This window comes from Cellvibrio sp. PSBB006 (assembly GCF_002162135.1).
In the GTDB taxonomy this organism is placed as follows: Bacteria; Pseudomonadota; Gammaproteobacteria; order Pseudomonadales; family Cellvibrionaceae; genus Cellvibrio.
Genome location: NZ_CP021382.1, coordinates 4,677,853 through 4,696,282 on the forward strand (window position 1 = coordinate 4,677,853; position 18,430 = coordinate 4,696,282).

Below are 18,430 nucleotides of genomic sequence, written 5' to 3' on the forward strand. Positions count from 1 at the left end.
GATAAGGTTATGCAACGGCAGTTAAGCATTGTTTTAAAACTATTGGTGTTAAGTTTTATTTGGCTAAACAGCACGGCAAGTTTTGCGCAAGACGGAAAAATGTATCCCATAGAGGCGCCTGAAGAAAAAGGGGCTATACCGCTGGGCACTGGTGGTGTGAAAGATCAACCCGCAGAGGAATCCTGGTTTCGTCAGTGGGGCGACCCCATGGCGAGAAATATATCCAAAGCAACGCTTACGCCATTTCTCGCTGACCCCAAAAAAGCAAACGGCACCAGTGTGATCGTCGCACCGGGTGGCGGGTTTATGTGGCTTTCAATGGGCAACGAAGGTTGGGAAGTTGCAGAGGCACTCGCAGCGCGCGGCATTAATGCATTCGTGTTGAAGTACCGACTTCAACCGACAGCCGGAACACTTGACGCGTTTGAAACACAAATGAAGCAACGCTTTGCCGAAGCAGAAAACATGTCGAGCGATAAGAAAGCCGAGCGCCCAAGAAGACCTGGCGGCGATTTGAGTGACCAACTTGCCGATGTGGAAGCAGCCTACGCATTAATAAAAAGCCGCGCCGATGAATGGAATGTGGATATGAAAAAAATCGGTATGATGGGTTTCTCTGCGGGAGCAGGACTGACCATGGCAACAACACTGCAATCGAAAAAAGTAGACCTGGCGTTTATCGCCCCGATTTATGGCGGCATGAACGCTGTTGATGTTCCCAAAGATGCGCCACCAATGTTTGCCGCTATCGCCGTCGACGACTTCCTGTTTCACGGTGAATTCGGATTAATAAAATCCTGGTACGACGCAAAGATCCCGGTGGAATTTCACCTGTATCAAAACGGCGGCCACGGCTTCGGTTTGGGCAACCCCGATCGCACCAGCAACAAATGGTTTGATGCGTTTATGCACTGGCTCGATGTGAACGGGTTTTTGAAACCCTAAACTATCGTAACCGGCGAAGCTAAACCCGTAGGTCGGATTAGCGCAGCGTAATCCGACACCAGGCCCAAATATTGTCGTAAATGATCTGGATGTTTGTCGGATTACGCTTCGCTAATCCGACCTACGTTTTGGACGTCTTTAATCCTTCGATACGCAAAATTTCTCCCACACCTGTCAGCCCGTGTAAAGCCCCTTCAACAACCAATTTCCACAATTTTGTCATGCTTTATAACCTTTAATCCTTGTGTGATGTACATCACAAAAACCCATCCGGCTGGTTATTGTTTGATCATTTGTGCGCCATTACACTGGCGCCTTTATTTAGCCCGGACTTATCGGGCAATTTCACCACCACGCTCTACCAGGGACTCGACCCATGCAGGTACGCTTGTTTGTTCAATACGTTGTATTCTTTTGTCTTGTTATCACCGCACTCAGCCTGGCGACCGTCGCCCAGGCGCAAACCAATCAGGAAGCCCTTGCCGAAATCCGGCGGGCGATTGAGTTGGAAGAGCAGCGCCGTGCCGACGAGCGCCGCCGCTTACAGGAATCCCAACGCACCCACACCCAACTGGAAACGGAAGAAGCCCCGCAGCAAGACATCAGCGCGGACGACGGCCCCTGTTTTACCATCAACAAGGTCATTATCGACGGCGCCAGCCTGTTGTCGGACAAAACACTGAACAACACCTACAAAGATCAACTCGGCCAATGCATCGGCATTGCGCAGATCAATAACATCGTCAGCCGCATTACGCAGCAATACATTGACGCCGGTTACGTCACCAGCCGCGCTTATATTCCCCAACAAAACCTCGCCAGCGGCGATCTGCGCATCAGCGTGGTGGAAGGCTACATTGAATCGATTCGCCTGGAAGGCGGACCCAAGCGTTTGTTGGCCACCGCGTTTCCGGGATTGATCGGCAAACCGCTTAACCTGCGTGAAATCGAACAAGGGCTGGATCAACTTAACCGCCTGCGCTCGGCCAATGCCACCATTCAATTTGTACCGGGCTCGGAGCTGGGCGCCAGTGAAGTGGTTATCCAATATCGCAAATCCGAACCAGTCAGTATCAATATCGGCTACAACAACAGCGGCCAGGAATCCACCGGTGTTTATAAAGTCAGCGCTGGCGGTGGTTGGGACAACCCGCTTGGCATCAACGACTTTATTTACCTGAACCATTCCACTAACGCGCGCGATGAAGGCGAGGGTAAAAAAAGTGAAAGCACCTCGCTGCATTATTCATTGCCGTTCGGTTATTGGAACTTTGCGATAGATGCCAGTCAATTTGAATACGCGAACCTGGTTACCGGCAGTGCCACCACCTTTGAAACACGCGGCACCAGTGACGTATTACAAATCTCCATCGACCGCTTGCTGAACCGCAACCAGACCAGCAAAACCATCGCGTCGCTACACATCAAAGAACAAGCCGGCGAAAACTATATTGACGATGTGTTGCTACTCACCAGCAGCCGCGACGACACAGTGCTGGGGCTGGACCTCAGTCGTGAAATGTATTTGCCCGGCAATACCACTCTGATTATGTCCGCCGGTTACGCGCGCGGATTAAAAGCCGAATTCCACAGCGAAGCCGCACAAGATGCGCCGGACGCACCACCGGAAGATTTTGAAAAATATTTACTCGATGTAACCCTGCTCGGCGCTGTGCAAGCCTTGGGCAACGTGTGGCAATGGCGAACCGAATTGCACGGCCAATACAGCGACGATTTATTATTTTCCAGCGAATCCTTTTCCATCGGCAGCCAATACACCGTGCGCGGTTTTAAAGAAGACGGCTTGTCCGGCGATACCGGCATTTACTGGCGCAATGAAATCTCATTACCTGCCTATCCCTTCCCGCGCGCGCCGCGTTTCCGCACAGAACCTTATATCGGTATCGATACCGGCGTGATCGACAACGGCTTGCGCAATGAATCCCTGACCGGTTGGGCCATTGGCTTGCGTTTGTCCGGCGCCAATGTCTCCGCGCAGGTGAATTACGCAGAGCCGATTGATCACCCGGATTACCTGGTGTCGGACAAAAATATCCTCGATTTCTCGTTAACCTTTTCAAAGAGTTGGTGATAACGATGAAACAGAAAACACCATCACCACACAGCACTTTCAAGCAAACGGCAACGACAGTTAAAGAGATGGACAACATGGGACGTGAGACAAAAAAATTGTGGCAGACATTAACCGCCTATTGCTGCGCTGGTTTGTTGACCTTTCAACCACTGATCAGCGTAGCGGATACCATCGCGGTCGATAAAACCGTTTCCGTAAGCCAGCGCCCGACTCTGGACAGGGCAGCCAACGGTGTCGACATCGTCAATATCGCGCGGCCTAACGACAAAGGCGTTTCGCACAATTTGTTTTCTGAGTTTAATGTCAGCAAAGACGGCGTGATCCTTAACAACAGCCGCACTATCACCAATACTCAACTCGGTGGCCACATTGCCGGTAACGCTAACCTTACCGATGCCAGTGCGCGATTAATTTTAAATGAAGTCACCGGCGCGAACCGCTCGCAATTGTTGGGTTATACCGAAATTGCCGGGCAAACCGCCGATTATGTGCTCGCCAACCCCTACGGCATTACCTGCGATGGCTGCGGCTTTATCAATATTCCCCGCGTAACCCTCGCCGCCGGTAAGCCAGAGATGGCCAACGGCCAGCTGCGTTCCATCAATGTCGATAACGGCAATTTTATTGTGCAAGGCATGGGCCTCAATGCAGTTAATGTAAAACACCTGGATATCATCGCGCGCTCTGCACACATCAATGCGCAATTGCACGCGCAAAAAATGATGATGGCGCTCGGTAAAAACCGCGTGGATTATGCGACGAGCCGCCCGACGGCGTTGGAGAATGACGGTAGCGATTCACCAGAGTTTGCACTGGATGTGGCAGCCTTGGGCGGTATGTATGTCAATGCCATCACCATGATGGGAACCGAAAGCGGTGTGGGGGTGCGTGTTGCAGGTGATATGGCCGCCGCGACCGGCGACATGGTACTAACTGCCGACGGCAATATCGTCATCAACAAAGCCACCGCCAAAGAGCGCATTGCGATTTCCAGTTTTAACGGCGATGTAACGCTGCAAGGTAATGTCCACGCCAATATCATTGATGCCACTGCGGGCAAAACCTTGAGCATCAGCGGCGATATCCTTGCCGGCACCAGCGAAATTGATTTACGTGCACTGGATATCGTGACCGATGCGCAATTGCTCACCGGCTTCGACAATAACGGCAATTACCTGAAAGACGGTTTGCTGCTCGCCATTGCGCAAAACAGTTGGATTAATAGCGGTGAAGTCTTATCCACCGGCGACGCTAATATTGTGGTTAACCGTTTGCTGAATAAACCGGATGCATTAATTCAGGCGGACAAGGATTTATTGTTACGCGCGGTTACCGTCACCAACCAGAACGCCATCATCGCGGCGGGTGGGGATCTCACCGTGACAGCATCGGGGTATTTTGATAACACCAACGGCGCGCTGTTTTCCGGTTCACAAAATCTTACCGGCGATTTTGGCCAATTCAATAACACCGCCGGATTGCTCTCCGCCGGTGCAGATATTCATGTTGCGATTGCGCAAGAACTGAATAACGCCAGCGGCAATATCAGTGCCGGCGGCGGTGTGTTGATTGAAGGCGAGGGCACATTGACCAATGCTGGTGGCAGCATCAATTCATCCGATGCGTCGCTCAATTTGCAAGGCATCTTCAATAACCAGAACGGCTCTTATATCCGTGACGATGCGGATCTGGTGTTAAACCTCGGCGGCCTGGATAACCGTAACGGTTATTTATTTCACAGCGGCACCGGTGTATTTGAATTAAATATTACCGGCGATTTCGACAACCGTGCAGGCCAATTCGGTAGTGAAGGCAGTTTATTTGTTACCGCCGATAACCTGTTCAATGACGACGGTATTCTATACGGCAAAGATCGCCTGGATCTGGCGATCACCAACAGCATCACCAACCTGCGCGGCCAGCTCTCCAGCGATGCCGTTATGGCGATTACCAGCAATACGCTGAATAACAATGCTGGTGAAATATTTGCAGCGGACCTGACGGTGACAGCGACCGGTCTGTTCAATAACCGCGACGGATTATTGCAAACAGAGAACCTGCAACTGCAAGCACAAACACTCGATAACCAGCAAGGCGATATTCGCATAACCGGAACAGCGGACAGCGAGATTGCCGTAACAGAAACGCTGGACAATACCGAAGGCTCCATCAAATCCAATGCCAATAACACCACGCTCACCGCAGAGTCTGTCAATAACGCATCAGGTGTTATCGCACACTTCGGCAATGACACACTAGCCATCACCACCACGGACACACTGGCAAATCAAGACGGGCAAATCATCAGCAACAATCGCATTGACATCACCGCTGATCACATCGACAACCAGCGCGGGGATATTTATACCCAAACCCTGAATGCCAATGCTACAAACATTAACAACAACGGCGGCACGCTGGAAGCGAATCAACTGACCTTAACCGTGGAAGGCGAACTCAGTAATCGCATCGGCAGCGAGGGCAACGCAGGGCAATTATTAGCAACGGGCAATCAGGACAACAGCCTCGCATTAGCGGTAACCGGCGAACTGGATAACACCGGCGGTTTAATTCAGTCCGCTGCAACCAATAACAGCCTGGCGCTGGCCAACCTGAACAACACTCAGGGCCGCATTCAACATCTCGGCACCGGCCGTTTTGAATTATTCAGCGCAGCATTTAACAATACCGAAGGAAAACTTATCGGTAATGGTGTGTTGGCGGTAACGGCAGACCAGCTTACAAACAACAGCGGTTTAATCAGCAGTCTGAATGGTTTGTTCTTAACGGTCACCGGGACCGTGAACAACACCAGCGGGCGTATCGAAAGTGCCGCAGGTTTACAAATGACCGCCGAGGTATTAACAAACCAACAAGGTATTGTGCTGAGTTCCGGTAGTGATGACACCACTATCCAAACCACCACATTGGATAACAACAGCGGCACCATTCAAACCAATGCCAACACACTCAACATAAACGCCACTGATATTGATAATACCGACGGAAAAATCCTGCACGCGGGTGCGAACGCTTTACAAATTACCGCCGCTGATCTGACAAACCAAACCGGCGAGATAATCAGCAACGCCAATCTCGCCATCAACGATGCAACCATCAATAATCGTGCCGGTACTTTATCCGCAAACACCATCGCCATCGACGGTACCAGCCTGGACAACGACGACGGTGTCATTGATGGTGAGACAGTAGACATTAGACTCACCGGTAATTTACTCAACGATGGCAACGCCTATCTGGTTGCACAAAGCACAGCAAACAACAGTCTCGCACTAGCCATTAACGGCCTGCTGCGCAACGCCGGTACGCTCGGCACCAACGCGGTTTCCGCACAAATCACCGCACAAAACCTTACCAATACCGGTCGCGTTGTTCATGCAGGCAGCGGCGTGTTACGTCTGGATGTGCAACAAGCATTAGTCAATGAAAACCGTATTGAAAGTAACGGCAATCTGGTGCTGCGCGCTGACAGTGTGCGCAACCACTATTTGTTGGCCAGCAGCGGTGATCTGGATATCGGCGTTACCGGATTGCTGGATAACCGCAGCGGTACGCTGGACAGCCAAGGGCGTGTTCAAATAACCGCAGCAGATCTGGATAACCGTGCTGGACTGGTCCTCGCAACCGGCATCACAGATAGCAACATCAACGTCACTAACATATTGGACAACACCGGCGGCACGCTGCAAACCAATGCGAACAATCTTTCCATTACCGCTGAGGAGCTGCGCAACAACGATAACGGAAAACTGTTGCACGCGGGCAATAACACCTTACAAATCACCGCAACAAACCTGGCCAACAACAGCGGGCAAATCGCCAGTAACAATACACTGGCTGTCAACGTGGCGGACATTAATAATCAATCCGGAAACCTGGGTGCGCAAGCCATTACACTCACCGGCGACCAACTCGATAATAGCAGCGGTGTTATCGACGCCGACCAGTTGACAATCAATGTGACCGGCGATGTATTGAATAACAACAACGGCCAACTTATTGCACTGGGCACCGACAATAATGCGTTGCTGTTAACAGTTGGCGGTTTGCTGGATAACGGCGGCTACATCGGCACCAACGCCCAACAAGCCACCATTAACGCAGGCAACTTCACCAACAGCGGTCAGGTGCTTCATGCCGGTTTTGGTGTTTTGCGGTTGGATGTACAACAAAATTGGTTAAATAACGGCGTAATGGAAAGCAACGGCAACCTGCTCGCTACCACGGGCGCGCTGACAAACACTAACCTGATTGCCACCAGCGACACGCTCGATGTCACCGCAACAACCATCACCAACAGCAACACGCTGGACAGCGGCGCTGCCATCAATCTCACCGCCACGAATCTGGATAACAGCAACGGCACTATTACCGCCGCTGGAACGGCCAACAGCCGTATCGACATTACCGACACCTTGGAAAATACCGACGGCATTATTCAAGCCAATGCAGATCAATTCATCATTGCTGCCGGTCAACTCAACAACAACGGCGGGCAAATTTTGCATGCCGGAGCAAACGCGCTGGATATCACCGCAACCTCAGTTGATAACACCACCGGTTCCCTTGTCAGCAATAATCAACTTGTTCTGGCCGCACAACAAACGGTTAACCGTGTGGGCAACATTAGCGCTGCTACCGTGGATATCTCCGGTGCAGATTTGAATAACCGCGATGGAACGATTGATGCCGATCAATTGCAAATTCAGTTAAGCGGCAATCTGGATAATATTTCCGATACCGCAACGGCCAGCATCAGCGCCTTGGGCACCGCCGCCGATAGCTTGATCATTAATGTTGACGGCACGCTGCAAAACAGTGGCACCCTGCAAACCAATGCCGACAGCGCTACTTTGACCCTCGGTAATTTCACCAACACCGGCCGCTTGCTTCACGCCGGTTTTGGCGTGCTGCGTCTCGATGTACAAAACGATTTGATTAACCAGCAACGCATCGACAGCAACGGCTCGCAAGCATTATTCGCTGGCAATATCAATAATACCGGCATCATCACTGCTGCCGGAAATCTGGATATTGATTTCATACAGGCGCTGACCAATAGCGGCGACCTGGATGCAGCGGGTGCATTTAATCTGTCCGGTACCACATTAACCAATACCGGCTACATCACCGGCGCAGGCACAACCGATAACCTCATCAACCTGAGTGGCACGCTCAACAATAACGGCGGCGTTATTCAAACCAATGCCAATAACTTTTCCATTACCGCCGACCAACTGCAAAACACCAATGCCGCCGCGATCAAACATGCAGGTACCGGCCAGTTGGACATTAATACCACGGAAGTCACCAACAACAGCGCCAGCATCACCAGCAATAGCGAACTCGTGATTAACGCGAACGTCTTGGACAACCGCGAAGCTACTATTGCCGCGCAACAGATTGAGGTTACCGGCCAATCCGTCGACAACAGCGGCGGCACCATCGACGCAGATCGTCTGCGCATGCAACTCAGCGGCGACCTGACCAATAACCTTGGCACTACCAATAATTTGGTGGGATTAATCACCGCATTAGGCACAAATGCAGATGATTTGTGGCTAAACGTTGCCGGTAATCTGAATAACGCCGGTGTGATTCAGACCCGCGCAGAATCCGCCTACATCGGCGCCGGGCAACTGACGAACAGCAACGCGATTAATCACGTAGGTCTTGGCGTGTTGCGCCTCGACGTGACTGATGTGATTAACAGCAACCTTCTGGAATCCAGCGGCCAAATCAATCTTACCGCCAGCGGCGTTACTAACAGCGGTGTCATCGCTGCGGTTGATGCACTCGTTATCAATACTCAAAATACGTTTAACAACAATCAAGGTACGCTCGACTCCAGTGCTGCCATTAATCTGCAAGCGAACCGCTTTACCAATGCCGATGGTTACGTCGTCAGCGCCGGTACCGACAACATGACCTGGACGGTCATTAACTCCCTGAACAATACCGACGGCATTATTGAAACCAATGCGCAGAATATGGTGTTTACGCTGGGCAGTTTAACCAACCAGAACGGTCGCATCACCCACGCAGGCAATGGCACATTCACTATTAACGCCGCCGACGAAATCAATAACGAGAACGGGTTGCTGGAAAGTGTAGCGACTATCGCGCTGGATAGCCCGGTCATCAATAACGCGCAAGGCGATATCTATGCCGACACTATCACCCTTAACGGCGGCAACCTGGACAATACCGACGGCATCATTGAAGCCAATACGCTTGCGTTGCAATTAGCACAAATTACCAACCAACAATCCAACGGCAGCGAGCGCGGAATTTTGTCTGCATTGGGTAATGCTGCAGACAGTTTATCGATCGACACTACCGGCACCCTGACCAACAGCGGCATTATTCAAACCAATGCGCTTAATGCGACCATCAACGCGCAAAGCATTAACAATACCAAGGCTATTACGCACGCGGGCCTGGGCGTGTTGCGCATAGACACCAGCGGCGGATTAACCAATAACGCCGGACAAATCGTCAGCCTGGGTTCTCTGGATGTGCAAGTGAACAGCCTCGCTAACAGCAACACCGCCGCACTGGTTGCAGAAAATACACTGACACTCAATGCCCAAACCGGCATCACCAATAACGCCAGCCAGATCGGCGCGACACAAGCAATCAATATCAATGTCGCTGCGGGCAATATTGTTAACAGTAATGCAGCAAAAATCATCAGTAACAGCGGCACGTCCACCGTCAATGCCAGTGGCACGATCAACAATCAAACTGGTGAGATCGCGCTAACCGGCAGCAGCACTGTCAGCGCGGGTAATCAGATTGACAATCGCGCCGGTACGATTGCCCACGTCGGCGACGGCGAATTAACCGTTAGTGCGACCACCATCGATAACAGCGGTGGCAATCTGGTGGGCGAAGATCGTCTGCTAGTAAATAACTTTACCCAACTGCTCAACAATATGTTCAACGGTGTTGTCGGCAATATTAACGCACCGCACATCACGCTCGACGGCAGCACCATCAACAACACGGGTGGAACCATTTACGCCAGCGGCACCAACAGCCTGGAAGTTACCGCCGACAGCCTCACCAACAATAACGGTGATATGTTCAGCGAAGGTAATGTCACGATTGACACCGACACACTCGCCAACACCGGCGGCAGCATACAATCCCAACAAATCCTGACACTGAACCTGCCCAGCTTTACATTAGACGGTGGATTGTTGAATGCCGCCGGCTCGCTGGTAATTAACACCCAGGGCAATTTAGTGAATGGTGTAGGCAACCAGTTAATCACCAACGGCGACCTCACCCTGAACACCAACGGCAGTATCACCAATCAGGGAACCTTATCCACCTTGGGCAACCTGGGCTTAAGCGGTATTAACCTCACCAACCAAGCGAATGCCATCATCAGCGCTGGTAATTTACTGGACTTAAATTTCACCGGCACCGTGACCAACGCCGGGCGGTTATCGTCTGGTCAGAATCTTAATCTTGTTGCACAAACACTCAATAACAACAGCGGGGCTATTGCAGCAGGCAATAATTTCACCGCGACAATCGGCGGCAACCTGAATAACAATAGCTTGTTGTTTGCCGCGAACGATTTGAGTTTGTATGTCACCGGGCAAGTGAACAACTACACCCAAGCCAATATTTTTGCGCTGAACAACATCACCATCGCACGCAATGCCGCACTGGCCAGAAACACGCAGGTGCTAAATGAATCCGGCATCATTGAATCCTATGGGGGCAATGTCGGTATCTACACCAACCTGCTCGAAAACCGCCGCGCGGAATACACGGTAGATGCTAATGGCAATATGCTGACAGACTCGGGTGTGGCGTCGATTCTCGCCGGTGGCAATATGACATTGAATGCTAATCTGATTCGCAATCACATCAGTTTGATTGCGGCAGATGGTGACGTGGATATGGAGGGCGGAAGTCTTGAAAATATTGCATATGTCTATGGAAATGAAACGCGTGAAGAGTATTACGAATTATTAGGTGGGAGCTACATTTATTGTTACGACTCTGGCTACTGTAATGTGAGGAGTTTTAGTGGAGAGTTCCTTGAAGGAATGTTGTATGCAATTATCGAATACAACTCTTATCAACGTTCTGATGTTGCTTCATCACCGGATCATTTTCTTGATTTACTATATTACGATGGGAATCAATTTTTATTTAAAGAGGGAGAGAAAATACTTCTTAATGACCCGCTGATTGGTGATCCCACCTATGAGCAAGCATTTAACAGCTACATAAGAGGTCCTCTAGGTGGATCTGAGTGTGGGGAATATTACGATGTTTGTAACTGGGTCCAGCATCCTAATCAGCTACCTAACCCAAATGATAGCACCTGGATTCCGCCCGACAACTTGATGCCTTATTTTGTGGATTTGGGCTTCTTTTTCCCCGATGAAATCTGGCTTGACAGTTTTGACACTATTCCATCAACCATCCAGGCTGGCGGTAATCTGACGGGTAATTTCTCCGGTACCTTGGAGAACGTCAACTTGCACCGTGCAATTGACGGCGCTGTGTCGGAAACACGAAATCAGTTCGTATTAGCCGACCACAGCAACATCAACAACGCCGCCAACAACACCTTACAAAACACCAGCACCAACGCCAGCGGCAGCAGCCTTACCACTATCGATCAACGCACTGTCAATGTCGGCGAAGCCATAAATGTTAACGCCACAACCCAACAATTCGGCACCAGCACCGAAAGAGATATCAACAGCAACACAGGAGCCAACACTGTTGATCGTTCACTGAATACGGTAGAACAAGTCAACAGCAATACCACTACCGCACAAATCGACGGCACCCGCGTCGGCGTTGACAATGTCACCAGCCAAACCGGCGGCACCAATGTCAGCGGCGGCAATACGACAGTAGAAAACGCCACCAGCAACAACACGCCGGTTGCATTGGAAAACAACAACACCGATGCACCGCCTGTTGCAGTAGTCGACAACAACGGCGCAACACCGGTGGACACGCAAAACCCCGGCACCGATCCGCTCGACCCGGATGCGCAACCGGTGGTTAACCCGATAACACCGCCCGTCAATAACGGCAACGGCACCACCGTGCCGGACGTGATTTCCTACAACCCGACACAAAATCTGCAACTGCCCACCAACAACGGCATGTTCGTGGTGAACACCACACCGCAAAGCCAATACTTGGTGGAAACCAATCCGATTCTCACCGATTACTTAAACTTTATCGGCACCGATTATTTACTGGATCGCCTGGGTTACGACCCGGCGGAATTGCAACGCCGTTTAGGCGATGCGTTTTACGAAACCCGTTTGCTGCGCGAAGGCTTGTTTAATTTATTCGGCCAACGTTACCTCACCGATCAAAACACCGGCCTCGCCTTTACCAGCGACACTGAACAATTCCAGTATTTAATGGACAACGCCATCGCCGCGAATGAAGCGCTGGAACTCAGCGTCGGCATCGCGTTAAGTGCGGAACAGGTGGCACAACTTACCCACGATATTGTGTGGCTGGTTGAGCAGGACGTGAACGGTGAAAAAGTGCTCGCGCCGGTGTATTACGCCAGCGCCGCACGCGCCGGTGACCTGGATAACAAAGGCGCGCTGATGACCGGCCAGAATGTGTCGCTCTCGGCGGACAATGGCGTGACGAACACCGGGCGACTGATTGGCCAGCACGATTTAACCCTGCGCACCCAACAAGCGCTGCAAAATACCGGCACCATCAGCGCCGACAATTTTGTGTTACTGGAAGCGGGCAGCATCACCAACACTCGCGACAAGGTCGGTAACAGCGGCAACATCGCCTCGGGCCGTGCCGGTACCGTGCAATTGATTTCACGCGGCGATATCAACAACGACAGCCGCATCAACGGCGGCGATTTGTTTTTGAAGTCCGACACCGGCAGCCTCACCAACAGCGGCTCATTAAGCGCGAACCGCGATCTGGTCGCCATTGCACAACGCGACATCATCAACACCGTTGTGACTGAAAAAACCGGCGAGCGAGTCGGCAGTATTGAATCCGGTCGCGACCTGTCCTTAATTACCCGCGAAGGCGACATCAGCAACCGCGCCGCCATCACCACCGATAACCCCTACGGCCACACCACCCGCGTCACCGTCGGCACCGCACCGCGCATCAATGCCGGTGGCGATATGACGCTGGACTCCGGCCGCGATGTGTTGCTCACCGCGAGCAACCTGCGCAGCGGCAACGACATGACCCTGAATGCTGCGCGCGATATCCAGGTGGAAAACGCCGCGAACGAAAGCCACTTTGTGGGTAAGGATTACAACGGCAAAGTCAACCAGAGCAGCCGCGTTGAACACGTCGGCAGCAGCCTGGACGCCGGCGGCGATATGACCATGAACGCCGGGCGCGATGTGAACCTGCTCGGCACAGACGTAACCGCGCAAGGCAACATCGGCCTCACCGCCGAACGCGACATCAACCTCGAAGCCGTGGCCGATACCTTCGACAGCGAGTTCCACCGCAAACGCCACGACAGCATCAAGAACACCGTTACCCACGTTCAAACCACGTTGGCTGCCGGTGGTGATGCGAGCATGAATGCCGGGCAAGACATCAACATGATCGGCAGCACGCTCACCGCACAAGGTGATGTGTCACTCCATGCAGAACGCGATACCAATCTGGTCGCGGTGAATGATTCGGAATACCACTACGAATACGAGAAAAAGAAAAAATCGTTTGGGCGTAGCACCACCACCGTGACCGAAACCTTAAAAGAAAATGTGGTCGGCGGCGTGATTGATGCGGGCGGCGATGTATTAATTAATGCGCGCAAATCCGGCGATACTTTAATCACTGAAACCAGCGGCAACGTAAACATCGTCGGCGGCGTGGTGCGTGCTGGTAATGATGTCGTTATCGCGGCGGATGACGATATCAATGTGACCGGCGCGACCTACAACGAACTGGATTTCTACAGCAAAAGCAAATCCGGCTTCGGTGGTTTAACCGGCAAAGAAGCGGGGCAAGTGCAGGAGGACACCAAACTCGCCGCCGCCATGATCGCCGCACAAGGTGGCGATGCCACGATGATCTCCGGTAATAATTTGTCACTGGTCGGTGCCGATGTGGTTGCCGATGGCGATGTTAATCTGGAAGCGGTTGACCAGTTATTAATTAATGCCGGCGAAGTTGTCAGCCAAAGCGAAAGCTGGAGCAAAAAATCCGGCTTCTTCAGCGGCGGCGATTTTTATTCCTCTACTGAACGCAACGCGGGTGAATCCGTAACCGGTGCACAGGCCAGCACCGTCACGGCTGGTGGTAATGTGAACATCAGCGCGGGCAGTGCCAAAGTCATCGGTTCCGATATCCACGGCGAAACCGGCGTGGACATTAATACCGATATCGGTGACCTGGAGGTATTGGCCGCACGCACCACCACGGAAAGCTACAGCTACGAAAAAGACATGAGCATCGGCTTTGGTGATCTGGCAGAAGGGCTGTCACGCCCGGACCAACTCGTCAAAAATGAGGATGGCCGTGCAACCATTAAACTGGCCGACGCCACCTACGACGAAGTCGATACCAAAACACAAACGGTGGATCATCGCGGCTCCAGCGTGACCAGCGGCGGCAACGTCGACCTGGCTTCAACCGAAAACATGTTAATTGAAGGTTCCCACATTGCCGCCGACGTGAACGACGTCGGGCAGGGCGATGTGACGCTGGCGGCAGGCAATAACGTCACCATCAAGGAAGCCACCGACACCTATGATTCCGACACCAAGGAAATTCACGGCAAAGCGGAACTGAGCGTGGTGGTGCAGCACCAGGCCGTGGAAGTTGCCAAGGCATTAATCGCCGTGGATGAAGCCAAAGACCAGCTTGAGCAAGCGAAAAAAGATTACAAAAAATACGAAAAAGATCTCGATAACCTGCAAAACACCCTCAACGCATTGGAAGCTGACTACGCCAACAAAACCCCCGGCGTCAGTTATGAAGACGTGCTGGAGTTGCGCGAGCTGGTGGACGACGTGAAAGGCGATAAAGAATGGTACGTTGCCGGTATTGCGCTCGCCGCCGTTAATCTCACATCCAAAACCACCGCGCTGGTACAACAAACCGCCGCCGCTGCACAAAGCACGGCCACTTACGGTTTCAATGCGGGTGTGCAACTGGATATCGATGCCAGCAAAACCACCACCAGCATCAAGGAAACCACGGCGGTGGCGTCCACGGTGAGCGGCAACAACATCAACATTCACACTGGCGTGGGCAAGGAGAGCGCAGAAGGCACCAGCACCAACATCGGCGGCAGCCATTTACAAGCGAAGGATACGCTCGCCATCAACACCGGCGAACTGAATATCACCGCGAGTAAAAACACGCAGGAAATTGACAGCAACACCGAGCAGGGTCATATCAGCGCGCAGATGACCGCTTATGGCGCGGCGGCTGGTGGTGTGAGCGTGAACGCGGATTTCAGCCGCAGCAAAAACAGCGAAACCCACACCACCATCAACAACAGCTCGCTCACGGCGGACAACATCCAGCTCACCACCACCGGCGACACCAACATTCGCGGCGGGAACGTCCATGCGGATTCCACCCTGGTCACCGACATCGGCGGCGACCTGAATGTGGAATCCCTGCAAAACCGCAGCCGTACCAAGAATAATGCGGCGGGTATCAGCGGTGGCTTCAGCGCAAGCGGTGGCGACGTAACCGGCGTTAACGGCGGCATGAATGCCAGCAATGGCATGAGCACCACCCGCGAAACTGTGCGCAGCTCATTAACCTCTGGCGGCACGGCGGATATTACCGTTGCGGGCAACACCCAAATTACCGCCGCCACCATCGCCACCGTTGATGCCGACGGCAACGACCTGGGCAACCTGAACCTCAATACCGGCAGCCTCAGTTTTACTGATCTGCGCGATACCCACCAAAGCAACCAGACCAGCGGCGGCATCAGCACCAGCCTGAATGTGGGCGGCACCACTGCCACCGAGGCTTCGCAAAACCAACAACTCGCCACCGACAGCCAGGGCCGCGAACTCGACCCCAACACCAGCAACATTACCTACAGCAACAACTCGCAATACGACGCGAGCAAAGCGCTGGCGACCTTGGGCACGGGCAATATCACCGTGGGTGGTGTGCAGGTGGAACAAGACGGTGAATTGACCGATGCAGGCAAAGCAAACGATTCCCCACTGACTGCACTGAACCGCGATACCACCAACACCACCAAAGACTTGTGGAGCGTTGAGCGTCAGGAAGGCAATGTGGATCTGGCGATTGATCATCGGTTGTTGAGTGAGGAAGGTCGCAAAGAAATTAAAAATAACTTTGTCGACAGCTACGAATTCGGCGAAGACATCTACCGCGCATCGGAAACACTCTCCAATGATCAGGCACTGGGCTTGCTGAATTTCTGGGAAACCCTGCACAACAACGCGCAAGCCACGCAGCTTAAAAATGATCTGCTGCGCAACCCGGACAACGCCCATATCCTGGAAGGGCTAAAGAGTGGCGAAGGCGATCAATACGCGCAAGCCATGAGCGAACTCGGCCACCTCGCACAAAACAAATTCGGTTTAAGCCTCAGCGATATCAGCCTTTACGATGCCGGCAATACCACCAGCACATCGCTGCAAGACACCATCCTGACCGATATCAAAGGCGGCACGGTGATCCAGCAGGGTCACAACGAATACGGCAATATTTTTATTGATGCCAGTGACGCCAGCAAAACCAGCATGGTGAACACGCTGGGCCATGAAGTGATTGAAACCCAAGCCTTGCAAAACGGTGGCCAGAACAACGCAGTGCAAGAAGCGCAAGCCAATGCCTTCGGCAATCAATTTGCTGACCGCGTTGATCAAGCGGCAGGTGGTAATCTCGACAGCACCGGCGGCAGCAATTTCAATCACAGCTTGCTTAACAGCAATGCAGTGCAACAGGGAACACAACGAGCTAACACGGTTGGTGGCGCGCAGGTTGAACACCGCCAGTTGATGACACAGGAAATGACGGCCATCCGCGATATGGCGCCGGTGATGGCAGAGCGTGAAGGCATTACGCCCGAAGAAGCCGAGCGCCGCATGGCAGAAGAACTCGCCGGGCGTGTGGACGCCAGTTGGAACCGCACCCAGACACAAGCGGGCAGGGAGGAAGACGCCGTTGCACTGGATTACCTCGCTGAAGCGTTGGTCGGCCTGGGCGATGAATACCGCCCGAATCCTTATACGTCTGACATTCCCGTGCTGCCGGAAGATATGCCGCCCTCCAACTACACGGCGGAAGACATAAAAGGTTATTTGACTGACTACCAAAACAGTCACAGCTATCATTACGAAAACCGGACGCTGAACGGCGACGATCTAAATAATACTTTCTCGTTGCAAGGGCAGTTCTACGACCAGAACTTCCGCCAGACAATGACCCTTAAAGACAATGTCGACCAATTCGGCGGTGAAATGGCGGGTGTGATGGACGTTGGGGCAGGTTTAGCGGGTGGTATATCCTACTTGCTACAAAACCCGCTGGAAGGTGCGGAAGCTATATCCCTTGGCACACAGCGGATGTTGTTTGATCCCGTGGGATATGTCGGCGAAATCTATGATGAGCGCCAACAAACCCGGACCAATGCCATACTGGATCAATACCAAGGCGACTACTACAACGCCGCACGTCAAACAACGGCCAGTGATTTATCCTTGGGCTTGGAAGTGTTGGGTGCGGTGCCTGCGGGGCGAGTGGGTGCGTTAAGGCATTTGGATGATGCTGCGCCTGCCACAATTAATAATGAAGTTTTTGATTTGCTGTCCCAAGGACGACAAACAACAATCATAAAATCGGAAAATTATGTCGAGAATATCACGCTGTCTACGCAGGTGGATTCACCGACAATCATTACTGATCCTGGTCGATTATTGGCAAACCCAGCAAAAAATCCTAGAACTGGAGAAATTGATCCGTATTATTTAGCACCAGAGCACCCAGGCCATATGATAGAAACTTATCCAGCCCCACAAGGACTCCGAGTGTTTATGGCACTGGATGAAAGTTATCAAATAAACCCTGTTACAGGGAATTCCCAGAATCCGGGTGCTTTTACTACGAGAAATAATATTATCTCTGTGCAGCAGGTAAGAGACGATTTGGCTGTTAAATTTGAATTTAAAGAAAATATTACCCATATGCAGGAGTATGAAATTCTGCCTGGTACTCGTGTTCAGGAAAGTGTTGTTGGAAGACAAGTTGGTGCTGATGGAGTTGTCTATGAGGGAGGAGGGAATCAGATACAAATACTACGGCAGCCGGGGCAAAGAACGTCTGATATCCTGACGCCTGTTGATAAGCCAAAAGTAATAGAGTGATTTT

General features: G+C 52.2%; 3 protein-coding genes. All 3 read left to right on the plus strand.

Going from position 1 to position 18,430, the window contains the following annotated elements; all coding sequences use genetic code 11:
* Positions 1 to 9: 9 nt before the first annotated feature.
* Positions 10 to 945 carry an alpha/beta hydrolase gene (locus tag CBR65_RS19465; protein WP_087468395.1) on the plus strand — a complete coding sequence of 312 codons (936 nt, stop codon included), beginning with the start codon at positions 10 to 12 and terminating at the stop codon, positions 943 to 945.
* A 376-nt stretch (positions 946 to 1,321) separates the two neighbouring features.
* Positions 1,322 to 3,037 (plus strand): ShlB/FhaC/HecB family hemolysin secretion/activation protein, encoded by a 1,716-nt coding sequence (locus CBR65_RS19470; protein WP_087468396.1) that lies wholly within the window; start codon positions 1,322 to 1,324, stop codon positions 3,035 to 3,037.
* A gap of 5 nt (positions 3,038 to 3,042) precedes the next feature.
* Complete coding sequence (locus CBR65_RS19475; RefSeq protein ID WP_087468397.1) at positions 3,043 to 18,426, plus strand: hemagglutinin repeat-containing protein; 15,384 nt, start codon at positions 3,043 to 3,045, stop codon at positions 18,424 to 18,426.
* Positions 18,427 to 18,430: the final 4 nt, after the last annotated feature.